The sequence below is a fragment of the Erwinia sp. CGal63 genome (genome assembly GCF_037026505.1).
In the GTDB taxonomy this organism is placed as follows: domain Bacteria; phylum Pseudomonadota; class Gammaproteobacteria; order Enterobacterales; family Enterobacteriaceae; genus Erwinia.
In genome coordinates, this window is sequence record NZ_JAKUMN010000001.1 from 591634 (window position 1) to 607437 (window position 15804).

Annotated in this window: 15 protein-coding genes; 7 read left to right on the forward strand and 8 right to left on the reverse strand. The window is 56.5% G+C overall.

Annotated features, from left to right (window positions below; genetic code table 11):
- Window positions 1–16: 16 nt before the first annotated feature.
- From MKZ79_RS02490 to MKZ79_RS02500, 3 genes are all read right to left on the reverse strand, one after another.
- The gene (locus MKZ79_RS02490; RefSeq protein WP_336139929.1) at window positions 17–2194 is read right to left on the reverse strand and encodes a putative bifunctional diguanylate cyclase/phosphodiesterase; all 2178 of its coding nucleotides are present in this window, start codon (window positions 2192–2194) and stop codon (window positions 17–19) included.
- Between the two features lie 195 nt (window positions 2195–2389).
- Window positions 2390–2668, reverse strand: a complete 279-nt coding sequence (locus tag MKZ79_RS02495; protein ID WP_336139931.1) for a hypothetical protein — start codon at window positions 2666–2668, stop codon at window positions 2390–2392.
- Window positions 2669–2762: 94 nt separating this feature from the next.
- Window positions 2763–2987 (reverse strand): hypothetical protein, encoded by a 225-nt coding sequence (locus MKZ79_RS02500; protein WP_336139933.1) that lies wholly within the window; start codon window positions 2985–2987, stop codon window positions 2763–2765.
- 418 nt (window positions 2988–3405) lie between these two features.
- Between MKZ79_RS02500 and MKZ79_RS02505 the strand changes: the two genes are divergently transcribed.
- Both MKZ79_RS02505 and MKZ79_RS02510 read left to right on the forward strand, forming a co-directional pair.
- Complete coding sequence (locus MKZ79_RS02505) at window positions 3406–4935, forward strand: lipopolysaccharide biosynthesis protein (protein WP_336139935.1); 1530 nt, start codon at window positions 3406–3408, stop codon at window positions 4933–4935.
- The gene (locus MKZ79_RS02510; protein ID WP_336139937.1) at window positions 4932–5930 is read left to right on the forward strand and encodes a glycosyltransferase; all 999 of its coding nucleotides are present in this window, start codon (window positions 4932–4934) and stop codon (window positions 5928–5930) included. The genes MKZ79_RS02505 and MKZ79_RS02510 overlap by 4 nt, the downstream gene beginning before the upstream one ends.
- Window position 5931: 1 nt before the next feature.
- On the opposite strand, the gene MKZ79_RS02515 is transcribed toward MKZ79_RS02510, so the two are convergent.
- Window positions 5932–7281 carry a cation:proton antiporter gene (locus tag MKZ79_RS02515; protein ID WP_336139941.1) on the reverse strand — a complete coding sequence of 450 codons (1350 nt, stop codon included), beginning with the start codon at window positions 7279–7281 and terminating at the stop codon, window positions 5932–5934.
- Between the two features lie 270 nt (window positions 7282–7551).
- Here MKZ79_RS02515 and hemB point away from each other — a divergent pair, with 270 nt between their 5' ends.
- A complete protein-coding gene (gene hemB / locus MKZ79_RS02520) occupies window positions 7552–8529 on the forward strand; it encodes a porphobilinogen synthase (RefSeq protein ID WP_336139943.1) in 978 nt (325 codons plus the stop codon).
- 200 nt (window positions 8530–8729) lie between these two features.
- Here hemB and umuC read toward each other — a convergent pair whose 3' ends face one another.
- Together umuC and umuD are read right to left on the reverse strand one after the other, a co-directional pair.
- Window positions 8730–9986, reverse strand: a complete 1257-nt coding sequence (gene umuC, locus MKZ79_RS02525; RefSeq protein WP_336139945.1) for a translesion error-prone DNA polymerase V subunit UmuC — start codon at window positions 9984–9986, stop codon at window positions 8730–8732.
- A complete protein-coding gene (gene umuD / locus MKZ79_RS02530) occupies window positions 9970–10404 on the reverse strand; it encodes a translesion error-prone DNA polymerase V autoproteolytic subunit (protein ID WP_336139948.1) in 435 nt (144 codons plus the stop codon). Before umuD ends, umuC begins: the two co-directional genes overlap by 17 nt.
- A gap of 365 nt (window positions 10405–10769) precedes the next feature.
- On the opposite strand from umuD, the gene MKZ79_RS02535 reads away from it, so the two are divergent.
- Entirely contained in the window at window positions 10770–11462 is a 693-nt protein-coding gene (locus MKZ79_RS02535) for a DUF421 domain-containing protein (protein WP_336139950.1), read from the forward strand.
- A 12-nt stretch (window positions 11463–11474) separates the two neighbouring features.
- Here MKZ79_RS02535 and MKZ79_RS02540 read toward each other — a convergent pair whose 3' ends face one another.
- Together MKZ79_RS02540 and MKZ79_RS02545 are read right to left on the reverse strand one after the other, a co-directional pair.
- Window positions 11475–12341 carry an ROK family protein gene (locus MKZ79_RS02540; RefSeq protein WP_336139952.1) on the reverse strand — a complete coding sequence of 289 codons (867 nt, stop codon included), beginning with the start codon at window positions 12339–12341 and terminating at the stop codon, window positions 11475–11477.
- 158 nt (window positions 12342–12499) lie between these two features.
- Window positions 12500–13585: an aldo/keto reductase gene (locus MKZ79_RS02545; protein WP_336139953.1), complete on the reverse strand. Its 1086-nt coding sequence runs from the start codon at window positions 13583–13585 to the stop codon at window positions 12500–12502.
- Between the two features lie 316 nt (window positions 13586–13901).
- Between MKZ79_RS02545 and MKZ79_RS02550 the strand changes: the two genes are divergently transcribed.
- From MKZ79_RS02550 to MKZ79_RS02560, 3 genes are all read left to right on the forward strand, one after another.
- On the forward strand, window positions 13902–14816 hold the full coding sequence (locus MKZ79_RS02550; RefSeq protein ID WP_336139958.1) for a manganese catalase family protein: 915 nt from the start codon (window positions 13902–13904) through the stop codon (window positions 14814–14816).
- Between the two features lie 292 nt (window positions 14817–15108).
- Window positions 15109–15354, forward strand: a complete 246-nt coding sequence (gene ycgZ / locus MKZ79_RS02555) for a regulatory protein YcgZ (RefSeq protein ID WP_336139962.1) — start codon at window positions 15109–15111, stop codon at window positions 15352–15354.
- Between the two features lie 125 nt (window positions 15355–15479).
- A complete protein-coding gene (locus MKZ79_RS02560) occupies window positions 15480–15731 on the forward strand; it encodes a hypothetical protein (RefSeq protein WP_336139964.1) in 252 nt (83 codons plus the stop codon).
- Window positions 15732–15804 lie beyond the last annotated feature (73 nt).

Genomic DNA, 15804 nt, shown 5'->3' on the forward strand with positions numbered 1-15804 from the left:
ACACTGTCACAGATTATTAACTCGCTTTACGCTGCTTTAGCAGGCTGGCTATCTCTTCTTTCGCTACGGCGTGTGAGAAGAGATAGCCCTGCAGCTGGTTGCAGCCCGCCTCCGCCAGCGCCGCCATCTGGCTGTTTGTCTCCACACCCTCTGCGGTCACGGTCAGTCCCATTGCCTGACCCAGCTTGACCACGGATTCGATAATCGCCGTCGAGTTCTCCGTCACGCCCAGCGACTGAGTGAAGGAGCGATCGATTTTGATCTTATCCACCGAGAAATGGCTAAGGTAGTTAAGGCTGGAGTAGCCGGTGCCGAAATCATCCAGCGCGATACGGAAACCCGCTTCCCGCAGCGTGCTCATAATTTCCTGCGCGCCTTTTTCATCCTCAATCAGCACGCCTTCGGTAATTTCCAGCTCAATGCGGGAAGGCGGCGTGTTTTCCTGGGCAACGATGCTCTTAAAGCGCTCCACAAAGCCCGCCGAGCGGAACTGCAGCGGGGACACGTTGATCGCCATCGCCAAATCGGGCCAGGCCTGCGAAACGCGGCAGGCTTCACGCAGCACCCACTCGCCGATCTGGATAATCAATCCCATCTCTTCCGCCAGCGGAATAAACTCGCCGGGAGAGATCACGCCGCGCGTGGGATGATGCCAGCGCATCAGCGCCTCCAGGCCAACCACGGACTGCCCGGAAATATCCATCAGCGGCTGATAGTAAACGGCAAGATCGCGCTTGTTTTGCAGCGCGACGCGCAGGTCGGCGGCAATCTGCTGGCGAGTTTTAACCTGTTCGTCCATGGAATCGTCAAATACCCTGAACTGACCGCGCCCCTGACTTTTGGCTTCATAGAGCGCGATATCCGCTTTGCGCATCATCTCCTGGCGATCGCCCGCGTCCCGAGGCGCCGTCGCCACGCCGATGCTGACGCCTATCCAGGTTTCGCTACCCAGCAGCGTAAAAGGCTGCGCCAGCGAGGTGATAATGCGCTCGCACAGCTGCTGGATAGCCTGTGGTGCAGTGACGCCTTCGACAATCACCACAAACTCATCGCCGCCCAGCCTGCCAACCGTATCTTTCTCTCTGACCAGTTCGCTGAGACGATGGCCTACGTCGATAATCAGCTCGTCGCCTGCATGATGACCGTAGGTATCATTGACCTGCTTGAAGCGATCGAGATCCAGCAGCAGCAGAGCGATGTTCTCTTCGCTGCGGTTCAGCTTGCCCAGCGCCTGGGTCAGCCGCTCCTCCACCAGCGCGCGATTGGGCAGGCCGGTCAAGACGTCGTGAAAGGCCAGATGCTGCGCCTGGGCTTCGCTGGCGCTGAGCTGCAGCAGCGACTGCGACAGCCTGAGCGACGACAGCCACAGACGGCGCATCATCATTGCGCAGATAAGCGTAATAATCAGCACCATCGCCAGGCCGACCGGGCCAATTACCTGAAACATCTGCGAGCCGGGCGCGGCAGGCCGCCAGCTGATATAGCCGAGTCCTTCGCCCGCACGGTTGCTCAGCAGATAGTTTGCGCCTTTTTTCACCGGCTTGCCGTCGGCGTAATGCAGGTCGCGCAGCAGGCTGCGCTGCGCAAGGGAGTTGAGATAGCTGTCGTCCAGGAATTTAACGCTGACCAGCCGGAAGCGGCCATCTCCGCCTTGACCATCGTCGATAACGCTGATTGCCAGCGCAACGGGACGGTTATCGAGAAGCGTAAAATCGACGGCGCCAATCCGCTCATCATCGCTGGCAAAAGGCGCTTTAAGCTGCGCCGACAGCTCGCTGACCCGGCGGCGCAGGCGCTCAAACCGCGCAGGCGGTGCATTTTTATCCCATTCCCAGCGGTAAACCGGCCGATCCTGCTCATCAACAATATAAATAAGCTGATGACCGAACATCGCCGATAGCCAGCTACCGACATTCTGGTTCAGCCAGAGCGTATCCTGCGGCGCGCTCGTCAGGTGTCGCCCAAGTGGCTGCCACAGCGCCAGGCTACGGTTCTGTTTGATCATTTCCGCCAGGCTCTGCGTCAGCGAGGTGGCAAGCATCTGCTGCTGCTGCGCCGCCGCATCGCGGTTAGTTTTCGCTGTCGCCCACCAGACGGTAAAAGTTGCTGCGCTAAAAATAATTAATAAAACCAGCACCAAAGGAATAAGCACTTCGCGGATAAAATGACTGCGAAAACTGTCTGATATTTTCATGTTTTTTATCAACCCACTTTGGATAACCGCAATACTCCTTCTCTTTGAGGCTAGCATAAATCCTGGCTGGAGTAGGGCGGCGCACCAGGGTTGCGGGTTGAGGCATTGCGGCGGCTCAGCCGATTAAATGTGATCCCGGTCACGACGTTAAAGCAGAAAGGGCCGAGGAGCGGTTGAGCGGCTGGATGCTGCAAGTTAAAAAGCCGCCGGGATAACGCGGCGGCGCAGGGTGGCTGCTTGCCGGGAGATCTTTGCTAACTCTTTAAAAATTATAAAGTTAATTTTAAAATCGGTCAGGACTAAAGCGTAACCCGCTTTTTTATGCCGCCGTTCAGGCAAAAAAAGAGTAATCCGATCTCCATAATTAAAAATTAGCGCCAGGCCGATTAAACACGGCAATTTAAAAATTACGCTTGCCGGCAATGATATTTTCCGCTTATCAGAAAAGCCAGAGGAAAAAATAAACCTGGCCACCAGGTTTATCTTTTAATTTTTGTGGCGAAGAGAACAATATAAAAGCTAAAAGGACAACGGAGATAATTAAACACCGGTTTAATGAAACGATTAATCAGCAATCACTGTTTAACGCCATCATGAGACGCACAGCAATGTCTGGCCCGAATAATAAAAAAAACGCCTGGCCGAATGCGCGTTTTTTCGCCTTTTCGACCGCTCTCTTCGCGACCGTTAATAACATCATCCGCCTGGCTGTCGCGTTGGTCTTCTGGCCGCTCTGTAAAGCTGCTGGCGTGGCGTCTACGGCGCCATACCGGGCGCGCTTATTACCATCCATAAGCGGCATTCTTTTATTGACGGATGCGTTCGCCGCTGCCGCTCAGCGGCAAGCACCAGTCACAACTAAAGGCGAATTTCGTCGTCAGGACCACCTTTTATAGCGCCGCAGCCCGCTATGCCGTCAGGCGAAAGGTCAGGCTCCAGCTTAAAATGGTTCAGGAACAGACAAAAAGCGAATAATGATTGTTCAGCTTTTTTTATCTCTGCTTTCCTTTGTTGCAATAGTCATCCTCTGTTAGCAAAGAGAGAGGTTTATCGGGCTAATTTATAACAACATGTTGCTGGCCGGTACTATTTAGCCTGACTTCCGGCCCGGGCGTTGCCGCTTTTAAGACTATTTCCCGGATGTAGTTCGGGCAATGATTTGTTAGTCTGCGTTATTGATAAATGTTAAGCCGAGCACGATAGAAGAGATTATGTCGATTAAGCGTAACGCGATTGCGAATTATGTCGGTCAGATTTATATCACGCTTGCCGGGATACTGGTCGTACCCTTATATATTCACCAACTGGGTATGGAGATTTACGGCCTGATCGGCTTTTTCTCTATCCTGTTAACCTGGCTGCAGCTGCTGGATGTGGGGATCTCCACCACGCTGCTGCGCGAAGCGGCCCGCTATCGCGCCGATCGCGAGCAAAACCCGTGGTTCCCGTCGCTGTTCGCGACGCTGGGGAAGTTCTTCCTTATCTCTTCCGCCGTGCTGGTGGTGATGGGCTGGTTCGCTTCTCCCTATGTCGCTTCGCACTGGCTACACGCTAAAACTATTCCGCATCAGGATCTGGTGATCGCCGTCGGCATCATGGTGCTGACCGCCGCCATTCGCTGGCGTATCGGGCCATACCGCAGCGTGATTGTAGGCTACGAGCATCAGGTCTGGCTCAACGCGCTGAACCTGGTGGTGATTACGCTGCGCACCTTTGGCGCGGTTTTCGTGATCCGCTTTGCCTCTAACCCGGTTATTTTCTTCTTCTGCTGGCAGCTGCTGATTTCGGTTGGCGAAGCTTTCTTCTGCATCCGCAAATCCTATCAGCTGGTACCGAAGCAGGATCGCCATACCAAAACGGACAATTTAAAAGGCGTACTCAAGCCTTTCCTGCGCTTTGCCGTTGGCGCGGCTTTTTCCAGCGCCATCTGGACTTTTATCTCGCAGATTGACCGCCTGGTGCTTTCCAAAACGCTGCCGCTGGCGACCTACGGCTCCTTTACCGTGGTGGCGACCGCCGCGACCGGTATTGTGATGCTCAGCAGCCCGATCATGCAGGCTATCGTGCCGCGTATGACCGGTATGCGTACCAAAAACGACGGCGGCGAGCAGGAAACGCTGAAGCTCTATCGCTGGACAACGCAGGCGGTGAGCATCTTTATGGCGCCGCTCAGCCTGACTATCGCTTTCTATCCGACCCAGCTGATTTGGGCCTGGACGCAGAACCCGCAGATCGGCGAGCAGATGTCGCTGGTGATGACGCTTTACGCGCTGGGCAGCGGTATCCAGGCGATTGTCGGCCTGCTCTATAATCTGCAATATGTGAACGGCAACCTGTCGCTGCATATGAAAGGCTTTACGCTGTTCGCCATTATCCTGATCCCGCTGAATATCTTCGCCGCTATCCACTATGGCGCGCTGGGTACCGGTATCGTCTGGGTGGCGCAGAATATCTTCTATCTGGTCGTCTGGTCGTGGATTGTGCACAGAAAGTTTGCGCCGACCATCCATATGCAGTGGCTGACGCGCGACGTGCTGCTGATTTGGGGCGTTTCCGCCTGCGTGGCGTTCCTGACGCTCTCCATTCCGTTCGAGTGGAACGACAACCGCTGGCTGAATCTGCTGTTCCTGGGCCTTATCGGTTTTGTTAACCTGGCTATCTGCTGTCTGCTGCACAGCAAAGTAGGCGACTACCTGAAAAACGTGACTTTCCGTCGGCTGAACCTTCGAGGTGAAAGATGAACAACCCAGGCGATCTGGCGCAGCCAACGCTGTCGGTGATTATGCCCGTTTATAATGGACGGGCCGATCTGGGCGAGGCTGTTGACTCGCTGCTGCAACAAACGGTGGTGCCGCAGCAGATTATTATTATCGACGACGGCTCCACTGACGGCACCGACCAGCTGATTGAAGAGTATTGCCAACGCGATGCGCGTATTCAGCTGGTGCGCAACGCTCACGGCGGCGTCAGCGCCGCCAGAAACAAAGGGCTGGAGCTGGCTACCGGCGATTTTATCTATTTTATGGACGCCGACGATCTCACCGGCCCGACGCTGTTCGAAGATTTTCTGCGTGAGAAGCAGGCCTGCCCGCAGCTGGAGCTGTTCTGTTTCGCCGCCAACATGTTTCTGGACGTGCCCGTGGCGGAGCGACAGCATAAAATCACTCACGCCCGCAATATCAAAGGCGTCTACAGCGGCGGCACCGCGTTTCTGCAGCAGCTGAACAGCAGCGGCTCCGCGCATCGCGTGCTCTGGTCAAGCGTGATTTCGCGCGACCTGATCAACCGCACCAACAGCCGTTTTCTGCCGATCCAGAACCATGAAGACGCGCCTTTTATGTTCAATCTCTATCTGCAGGCGCAAAAGGTTTACGTAACGTCGCAGGCTTACTACTTCAAGCGCTACACCACCACCTCGCTTTCCGTGCGTACGCGCGACTTCTCCTGGGTGAAAAACTATTTTATCGCTCGCGAGGGAACGGAGAAGGCGATCCGCGCTGCCAACCTGCCGGTTGAAAGCGCGCTGGTGGATGATTACTACTTTCCGGTAATGAGCGGCTGCCTGAAGATGCTGCGCGAGCACGATATGACCGTGCCGCAAGAGTATCAGCCCAGGGTTAACGCGCTGGTGCGCAAGCTGACGCGTAACAACATCAAGCTGATGGTGATCTGGTATCTCAACCCGCTCTACAGCAGCCTGATGTACTGCAAGAAAAAACTCTCCAGCGCGTTATAAGCTACTTCTCCTCTTTGCTGGCGGCGGCGATTCTGGCCTGCCGCCAGTTCAGCAGCGGCGTCACCGAAATCCCGTGGACAATCACGCTGGCGACAATCAGCGTAAAGGCGATATTCGCCATGCGCGTCATTTCATCGCCCGCCACGCCGTGCGTATAGGCCCAGGCGATATAGTTGATGCTGCCGATGCCGCGAATGCCCAGCCAGCCGATGATCATTTTCTGCTGCCACGGCACTTTGATGCCGGCAGTGCCCAGCCAGACCGCCGCCGGGCGGATAACCACAAACAGCACCAGCGCCATCAGCAGGCCGTCCGGATCCCAATGCTGAGCCAGCGTTACGCCCAGCACGATAATGATCCCGGCGGCAAACAGCCGCTCCACGGTATCCCCGAACGACAGCGCATCGCCTACGACCAGACCCACAGAGCGCGTCGGGTCCGGGTCCAGCGCTTCATGACGAATATGCGGATTGACCAGCACCTCGGCGGGCGGGCGATGATCGCTGTCGTCAAAAGCTTCGGCGGGCTGGCGGCGGATCACGCTAACCTCCGTGCGGCGCAGGCCGACGCCCGCGGCGAAAGCGGCCAGAAAGCCGGAGGCGTCCAGCGCCTGCGCAGCGGCGTAGCTCAGCGCAATCAGCGCCAGCGCCAGAAAGTCATTAGGCGCCACGTCCTTATAGGTGTAGCGCAAGTGCGTAACGAGGTGGCCTACCGTGCGTCCCAGCAGGAAACCGATGCCCAAGCCGCCAGTAATGCCCCACAGCACGTCCACCAATGCCCAGTGGGTAAACAGCTCCGTGGTCATCTGCTGCTGCGTGGTCAGCAGCGTAATCGCCAGCATCAGCAGCGGCAGGGCGGTGCCGTCGTTCATTCCCGCCTCGCTGGAGAGCGACACGCGTAGGTTATCGTCGTCGCGGGCGTCGTTTACTGAAATCAGGCTCGCCAGCACGGGATCGGTCGGCGCGACAATAGCGCTGAAGGCCACAGCGTAGGGCCAGGAGAGGCCGATCAGATAGTGCGCGACCAGCGACATGCCCGCTACGGTCAGCAGCATCCCGGGGAAAGCCAGCCGTAGCCCCAGCCGCCAGCCCTGGTGGCTGAGCGGCAGCCTGAGCTTCAGACCGGTAATAAACAGCGACGCCGCCATAGCGATTTCGGTCAGGTGCGCGGTCAGCACGGCATGAGCGGCGATATCAATATGCAGCAGATCCAGCACCCACGGGCCACAAATCACGCCGGCTATCAGATAAAGCGCGAAAGTGGTTACCGGGCCGCGATTAATCCAGCCCGATGCCAACGACATTAATAATAAAAGCCCGCCCGTTGCGGCCGTCCAGCCAAGAAAATCCATATTTACTCCTCCGCATCTACCCGGCTTAATTATGGACGCTAATAAAGATTTGGCAGGGATATCTCATTGAAAAAGAAAATTTTTAGCTGAAAAGAGCACAATAGTGTCGAAAAAGGCCCTTCGGCGCCAGGCCAGGCATTCTGTGCCGTAGCTTCTGTGACGCAGCGACAAACATTGTCAGAAAGCGCCTGCGGGTATAATGTTAACAAACTCACTTTTATCGCTGGCGGAACCGCTCCGCCGCTGATTATCTGCTAAACCGAGGTTGTTTTGTCCATTCTATCCCCAAACCTTCGCCCACGACGCCTGCGTCAGACCCCATCCTTCCGCTCGCTGTTTCAGGAAACGTCGCTCAGCCTTAACGATCTGGCGCTGCCGATCTTTGTGGAAGAGGGCCTGGACGACTACAAAGCTATTCAGGCGATGCCTGGCGTGATGCGCATCCCGGAAAAGCGCCTGGCCTATGAGATTGAGCGTATCGCCAAAGCGGGCATTCGCTCGGTAATGACCTTTGGCATCTCGCACCATACCGACGCCGACGGCAGCGATACCTGGCAGGAGAACGGGCTGGTTTCCCGCATGTCCCGTATCTGCAAAGAAACCGTGCCGGAAATGATCGTGATGTCCGACACCTGCTTCTGCGAATACACTTCGCACGGCCACTGCGGCGTGCTGCACGATCGCGGCGTGGACAACGACGCCACGCTGGTGAACCTGGGCAAACAGGCTGTCGCCGCGGCGCGCGCGGGCGCGGATTTTATCGCGCCTTCCGCCGCGATGGACGGTCAGGTGGCGGCTATTCGTCACGCGCTGGATGAAGCGGGCTTTACCGATACCGCCATTATGTCCTACTCCACCAAGTTCGCTTCTTCTTTCTATGGCCCGTTCCGCGAAGCGGCAGGCACCTCGCTGAAGGGCGATCGCAAAACCTACCAGATGAACCCGATGAACCGCCGCGAAGCGATTCGTGAATCGTTAATCGATCAGGCCGAAGGCGCGGACGCGCTGATGGTGAAGCCGGCGGGCGCCTATCTGGATATTATCCGCGACGTGCGCGAACGCACCGAGCTGCCGCTGGCGGCCTATCAGGTCAGCGGCGAGTACGCGATGCTGAAGTTCGCCGCGCAGGCGGGCGCCATCAACGAACGTGAAGTGGTGCTGGAAAGTCTGGGCGCCATCAAGCGCGCGGGCGCCGACCTGATCTTCAGCTACTTCGCGCTGGAGCTGGCGGAAAAAAATCTGCTGTAGCGCCTGAATCCCTGGCAGGCAACGTGCCTGTCAGGGCACTCCTTAAACCGGCCCGCGCTACCTGACCGCTTCCACAAAAGCGGAAAACGCCGAGGAAGTGTTGCGCCGGTTGGGATAACAGAGTTGAAAGCCTTCAAACGTCGGACACCAGTCCGCTGCTGTTTATGGGCCAGTTCAGCCTCCGCGCTGGCTGCAAGCCTTCACTTCGCTACCGGTAAATCGCTGTAGCGCGTGGTCCAGGCGGGAGAGAGCATCTCGCGCTTCATCGACCAGCTTTTTTCGATGCCCTGACCGGCGAACCAGATTTTTCCCTTGCCGGACTGGTTCAGCGCGTCGATGGCGTTCATCAGCGCCGCGCTGTTGGCTTTGGGCTGCGTTTCGGCAAAGAGATCGAGCTGGGCCACGCCTTCGCTGTAAAAGTCGCTCAGCATTACGCCCGCTTTCAGATAGCGCTCGCCTTCGCGCCAGATACGTCCCAACGCCTCGGTGGCCACGCGAATAATATCGCGGGTATCGTTAGAGGGCAGCAGCAGCCTGCCGGAAGCCTGATTGTTATAGCCGCTGCCGTCGTGCGGGCTGGTACGGATAAATACGCTGATAAAACGGCAGTACTGCTTTTCGCGGCGCAGCTTCTCCGCCGCGCGTTCGGCCCAGGCGCAGATCGCCTGATGCATATCGGCATAGTCGGTAACGCGATGGCCAAAAGAGCGACTGCAGACAATCTGCTGTTTAGTGGGCGCCAGCTCTTCTATCGCCAGGCAGGATTCGCCGCGCAGCTCGCGCACCGTGCGCTCCATCACCACGCTGAAATGCTTGCGGATAGTGGGAATAGAGCTGTCGGCCAGCTCCAGCGCGTTTTTAATGCCCATCAGCTGCAGACGTTTGCCAACGCGCCTGCCAATGCCCCAGACCTCTTCTACCGGCACCAGCGGCAGCAGCCTGCGCTGGCGCGCCGGATCGGAGAGATCGACCACGCCGCCGGTTTTGCTCCACTTTTTCGCCGCGTAGTTGGCGAGCTTGGCCAGGGTTTTGCTCGGCGCTATGCCGACGCCAACCGTCAGACCGGTGGCTTTCAGCACCTGCTGGCGAACGTCCCGGCCAAACTCTTCCAGCGCCATACAGCCGCTGACGCCGGTAAGATCCATAAAGGCCTCGTCGATAGAGTAGATCTCGGTGGCGGGCGCCAGCTCGGCCAGAATTGTCATCACCCGATGGCTGAGATCGGCATAGAGCGCGTAGTTGGAGCTGAATACCTGCACCTGCTGTCGCTGTAGCTCTTTTTTAATTTTAAAGTAGGGCTCGCCCATTTTAATGCCGAGCCGCTTCGCCTCCGCCGATCGGGAGATAATACAGCCGTCGTTATTGGACACCACGACCACCGGCTTGCCGCGCAGATCGGGCCGGAACACCGTTTCGCAGGAGGTGTAAAAGCTGTTGACGTCAACCAGCGCGAACATGGCGGGTCGATTTCAGAATAAAGGTGACGACGCCGAAAATCTCCAGCTCTTCCGCATCGTGAAAAACCAGCGGCGAGTAGTGGCGGTTGCGCGGCGCCAGCTGCAGGAAAGGGCGGGTGCGCAGCTCCTTGACGGTAAATTCACCGGCGACGGCCGCCACCACGATATCGCCATGCTGCGCCGTCAGCGAGCGATCCACCACCAGCAAATCGTCATGGCTGATGCCCGCCTCAATCATGGAATCGCCGCTCACGCGGATAAAATAGGTGGCGCTGGGATGGCGCAGCACCAGCTTATTCAGATCCAACCTGTCCTCAATATAGTCCTGGGCCGGACTGGGAAAGCCGCAGGGCACGCGCTCAATAAACAGCGGTAAAAAAAGATCTTCCATAAAGTCAGCAGGGGAAATCGGCTGCATAATGCTTATTCCAGTTTAACTGTGTTTATATACAGTATCGCTGAAACAGGGCATCAGGCAAGTTGTTGATCTGAAGTTTCCCGGAAATAACGGTAATTATCGGAATTTCTTCCGTTTTTTTCACAGGGTCGCGCCGGGTTAATAAAGCGCCTTATCCTGAAGCAATAATAATAAATAAGTGGCCGGTAAAGGATAAGCGTGACTTATTTCTTTTTCGCGCTAAGTGAAATTCGCTGCGCCACTATTGCGGCAAATCCGCTAACAACGCGCTTATTGATGGCTTTCCGGACGAAAAAATGGCATAAAATATCAACTTTATCACTGGCGCTTCGCCATGTTTCTTTTCCGGATAATCACGCACGCTTATGTTTTCTTTCGACTGGCACCGTTTTTTTCTCAACGATCTTTCCATCACTTTTTTAGGCGAAGTCGCGGTGCGGGTTATCTTCGCCTACGTCGTGGTGTTCCTGTTTCTGAAAGTCTCCGGCAGGCGCGGCATCCGCCAGCTGTCGCTGTTTGAGCTGGTGATTGTGCTGACGCTCGGCTCGGCTTCCGGCGACGTGACCTTCTATGACGATGTGCCTGTGCTGCCTGTAGCGATGGTTTTTGTGGTGCTGCTGGTGCTTTATCGCTTTACCACTTTTCTGACGGCACGCAGCGCGCGTATCTCCAGATGGATCGAAGGCGAGGTAATTACGCTGATTCAGGATGGTCTTTACAAGCTCGACAGCCTGGACGGACTGAATATCTCGGAAGATGAGTTCTTTATGGAGCTGCGGCAGGAAGGCGTCGAACATTTAGGGCAGATCCGTCTGGCGCTGATCGAGCTGGATGGCGATATCAGCGCCTACTACTTCGATGACGACAAGGTCAAACCCGGCCTTTCGGTGCTGCCGCCCGAACATCGCCAGGACTTTACGCACGTGCCCGCAGACGGTCTGTACGCCTGCAACCACTGCGGGCAGACGCTGTGGCTACAGGCGCAGCAGCAGCTCAGCTGTCCGCGCTGCCAGCGCAAACTCTGGTCGCTGGCGCTGTCCAACCGGCGTTCGCGTTAACCGGCGCTTCGGCTAACGGCTCTGCAGAAAATGATAAGCCGCGCCCAGCATACCGGATTCGTTGCCGAAGGTAGCGGTATCGACCGGGATGGTTTTACCAAACCAGGCCAGATGAAACTTGACCTCCTGCAGAAAGTTTTCCCGTTCGGTAATGCCGCCGCCGAGGAAAATAGATTCAGGATCGAAGGTGTTGGCCAAATTATAAATGCCGGCGCAAAGATCCTGATAAAAAGTGGTCACCAGCCGGGTCGCTATCGGCTCTTTATCATCCCAGGCGGCGAAAACGTCCTTACCGCTGATCTCCTCCACGTCGCGTCCGGTGTGCAGCGCATAGCTTTCCCGCAGCGCGGTCATGGTGCAGTTATCGCCCATCGTATAGCGGCTGACGCTGCCGCCGGCGGGACGCGCCACCAGCAGGCAGCCAAACTCGCCAGCGCGATCTTTTTTGCCGCGCACCAGCGCGCCATTGCAGAAAGCGGCGCCGCCTAAACCTGTGCCTATGGTTATCATCAAAAAGTCGGACATCTTCTGCGCCTTGCCCAGCCAGCGCTCCGCCAGCAGGGCGCAGTGCGCATCGTTTTCCACCGTCGTGGGTAGCGAGGTTTTCTCTTCCAACCATTTGCCCAGATGAAAGTTATCGAACGCCCTGACCGTGCCGCCCATCGACACGAAGCCGCTACGGGGATCGATATAGCCCGGCACGCTGACAGCAATGCCTTCGCAGCCCGGATTTTTTTGCAGCCAGCTCAGGATATCATTGAGAATAGCTTCGCGCGTGCCGGCGTTATCCGCCTTCTCGCTGACCACTATCTCGCCTTTATCCGTGACTACGCCCATTTTTAACGAGGTACCGCCAATATCAAAAACAGCCAGTTTCATTCCGATCTCCTTTTGTTTTTTTTTGAGTATAGCCGCAGCGTTTGCGAGCCCGCGCGCGAGAAGAAGAGAAGAAAGCAGTAGGTTGAGGTGAGATAAGCGCGACAGATCGCAGCGCGGCTTTGGAGGCGGCGAACCCGACCAGCAGGCTCGCCGCAAGACTATTTACTTGCCAGATCTTTGCGATCGTCCAGCGTCTGCTGGTATTCATTCAGAAAGGGTTGCTCCGCCGGATCCAGCCTGTCCATGCCGCTGGTGAAGCGATGCCAGTAGGGATAGCGCGGTGCCGGACGGGTCACCTTTTCAATGCGTTTAATCTGCTCGTCACTTAGCGTCAGCTCCGTCGCCGCCAGGTTGTCCTGCAAATGCTGCTCGGAGCGATTGCCGACGATCAGCGAGCTGATACCGGGCCGCGTCAGCAGCCAGGCGAGGCAGACCCGCGCGGTCGAGACGTTATGCTCTTCGCCAACCTCGGTCAGCACGTCAATAACCTTCCAGGCGTGCTCCATATCATGCACGTAGGGTTCCGGCCAGCCGTTGCCCTGACGGGAAGTCGACGGCGTCTTCACACCGCGTTGCACGGTGCCGGTCAGCAGCCCTTCGCCCATCGGCCCCCAGATCAGCGTACCGATATTCTGATCCAGCGCCATCGGCAGCAGCTCGAACTCCGCCTCGCGCGACTCCGGCGTATAGTAAATCTGCTGGCTTACGGGCTTATAGAGCTGGTTAACTTCGGCGCAGCCCAGCGTTTTCATCATTTGCCAGCCGGTATAGTTCGAGGTGCCGAAATAGCGGATTTTGCCGCTTTTTACCAGATCTTCCAGCGCGCGCAGCGTTTCCTCCACCGGCGTGACGCCATCCCAGTTATGGATTTGGTAAAGGTCGATATGATCGGTTTTCAGCCGCTTCAGGCTGTTCTCGCAGGATTTAATCAGATGAAAGCGCGTGGCCCCACTGTCGTTGGGATCGTCGCTCATCGGACTGCGGGCCTTGCTGGCGAGGATTACGCGCTGACGATTGCCGCCCAGCGCTTCGCCCAGCGTCTCTTCGGCGCCGCCTTTGGAATAGAGATCGGCGGTATCTATGGTATTGACGCCTCGTTCCAGCGCTATCTCAATAAAACGGCGCGCCTGGCGAACATCGACGTTGCCGGTTTTCTCAAACCCGGCCTGGCCGTTAAAGGTTAACGTACCGAGCGTCAGCTCAGAAACCATCAGGCCTGAATGGCCCAGTTTTCTGTACTTCATTGCTTTCTCCTCACTGTTAAAACCCGAGGGCAAGCATAGACCATACAGAATGTTTGCAGGCCTGACCGCGTTCAGCGTGGGCCCGCATCCCCAGGAATTGTCCTGTTAATCCTTTCCGGGCTCGCTTTTCCTTGCGGTCGGCAAAATTAAACTATGCTTGTTGTGTGGTTTTTACACCTGAATAGTGATGCTGTTTCCGACGCGAAAGCTAATCCTTTCTGCCGCCATAACTCAGGTATGAAAACCAGTCGATGGAGAAGGTCTGCCACAGAGCAGGCTACCGTTCGTTATTTTCCGACTGGAGTGAGAGTGAGCTATGTTCAGACATGTAAAAAAATTACAATATACCGTTCGTGTCGCTGAGCCGAATCCCGGCCTGGCGAATCTGTTGCTGGAGCAGTTTGGCGGGCCGCAGGGCGAGCTGGCCGCGGCCTGCCGCTACTTTACCCAGGGTCTGGCGGATGAGGATGAAGGCCGTCGCGATATGCTGATGGATATCGCTACCGAAGAGCTGAGCCACCTGGAAATCATCGGCTCGCTGGTGGGAATGCTGAATAAAGGCGCCAAAGGCAAGCTGGCCGAGGGCACGGAAGAAGAGGGCGAGCTCTATCGCTCTATCACCGGCAACGGCAACGACAGCCATCTGACCTCTGTTCTCTACGGCGGCGGCCCGGCGCTGACCAACTCTGGCGGCGTGCCGTGGACGGCAGCCTATATTGACACCATTGGCGAACCTACGGCCGATCTACGTTCCAATATCGCCGCCGAAGCGCGCGCCAAAATTCTCTACGAGCGCCTGATCAACGTCACTGACGATCCGGGCGTAAAAGATGCGCTGGGCTTTCTGATGACCCGCGAGGTCGCCCACCAGATCTCTTTTGAAAAAGCGCTCTACGCTATCCGCAATAACTTCCCGGCGGGCAAACTGCCGCCGATTGAGCAGTACGCCAACGTCTACTACAACATGTCTGAAGGCGGCGAAGTACGCGGTAGCTGGAACTCGGATGAGAACTTTACCTATGTGGCCGATCCCGCGCCTGCGGTAGACGGCGGCGACGGCTTCGCCAGCGTCTCTCTGCCTGCGGATCAGAAAGCCGATCTGGATAACCTGAAAGCGCGTACCGCTTCCGATACTTCGGTTAATCCGGTCACCGGCACCGATCTTGGCGCCGTGGCGCCGATAGAGAATGAAGCTGCGGGTAAATCCTCGGTTAATATTCCGAAAAAATAGGCCCGTTTGCGGGGAGAACGGCTGTTCTCCCCAATTTGTACAGCTGCGCTGTATAACTTCCCGTGATTGTTCTGAAAGCCGCCGTTCAGGCGATAACCCGCTAAGATTTTGGATAATAGTTAGAAACTGTTAGTCAGTTTGTGACCATTTACGCGTTGTTGTGTCTCAAAATAGCATTTTTTGCAAAAAAAATACGCCTCATACTCTTAAGATGTTGTACATCATTTGAAAAGCTGTACAGGGTAGCCCGTTGACCCTTCAGGCATCTTTCACCTGCTTAAGAGGATCCATTATGCGTCAGGACAGTATCAACCCACATTCAGCAGAAATGAGCCTGTATTTCAGCGCGCAGGAGGCTGTCCCTTCCCATCAGGAAACGCTGGGTGAGGTAGTAATGGAAATTCTGAAAGCCGGCATGACGGTTAATCGCCAGTCCATCTGCGCAAAGCTGTTGAGCCGTCTGGCTGACGCCCGCCAGCCTGAACTTGAAAAACATCATCATGAGCTGATCGCCATGCTGTTTGGCCGCGAAGGCTGAACCACGCTGTTATCGCTATGCCCGCAGTTCTTACGGCCAGGTTTTCCTTTTCGCGTCAGCTAAGGCATTCAGCTCTGGCTGACGCGTAAAACGTTCCACGCGGCCTTCGGGCCAGAGAAGTCTCCATGGACAATCACCATTCTGAAAAAATACGGGAAATTATGCTGGGAGAGGCGACCCTCGCCATCCTTGAACAGCAGCGCCCGCTAAACCCGACTTCCCTGATGAATGAACTGCGCGCGCTGGCGGCCCGGCAAACGGACGAGGCCCGCCGCAAAGCCTGCCTGGCCGCCATCCGGGAGATCCGCTGCGCGCAGATGAACGACGGCGACGGCATGTCGCGCCGCTCCGCCAACGACGATAACGTCATCCATTAGTTTTTTCCTGCCCGGCGTCACCTTCCTGCTTATTCCGCCCTAAAACTGTTGGCTTTTGACCGCCACTGTTAAT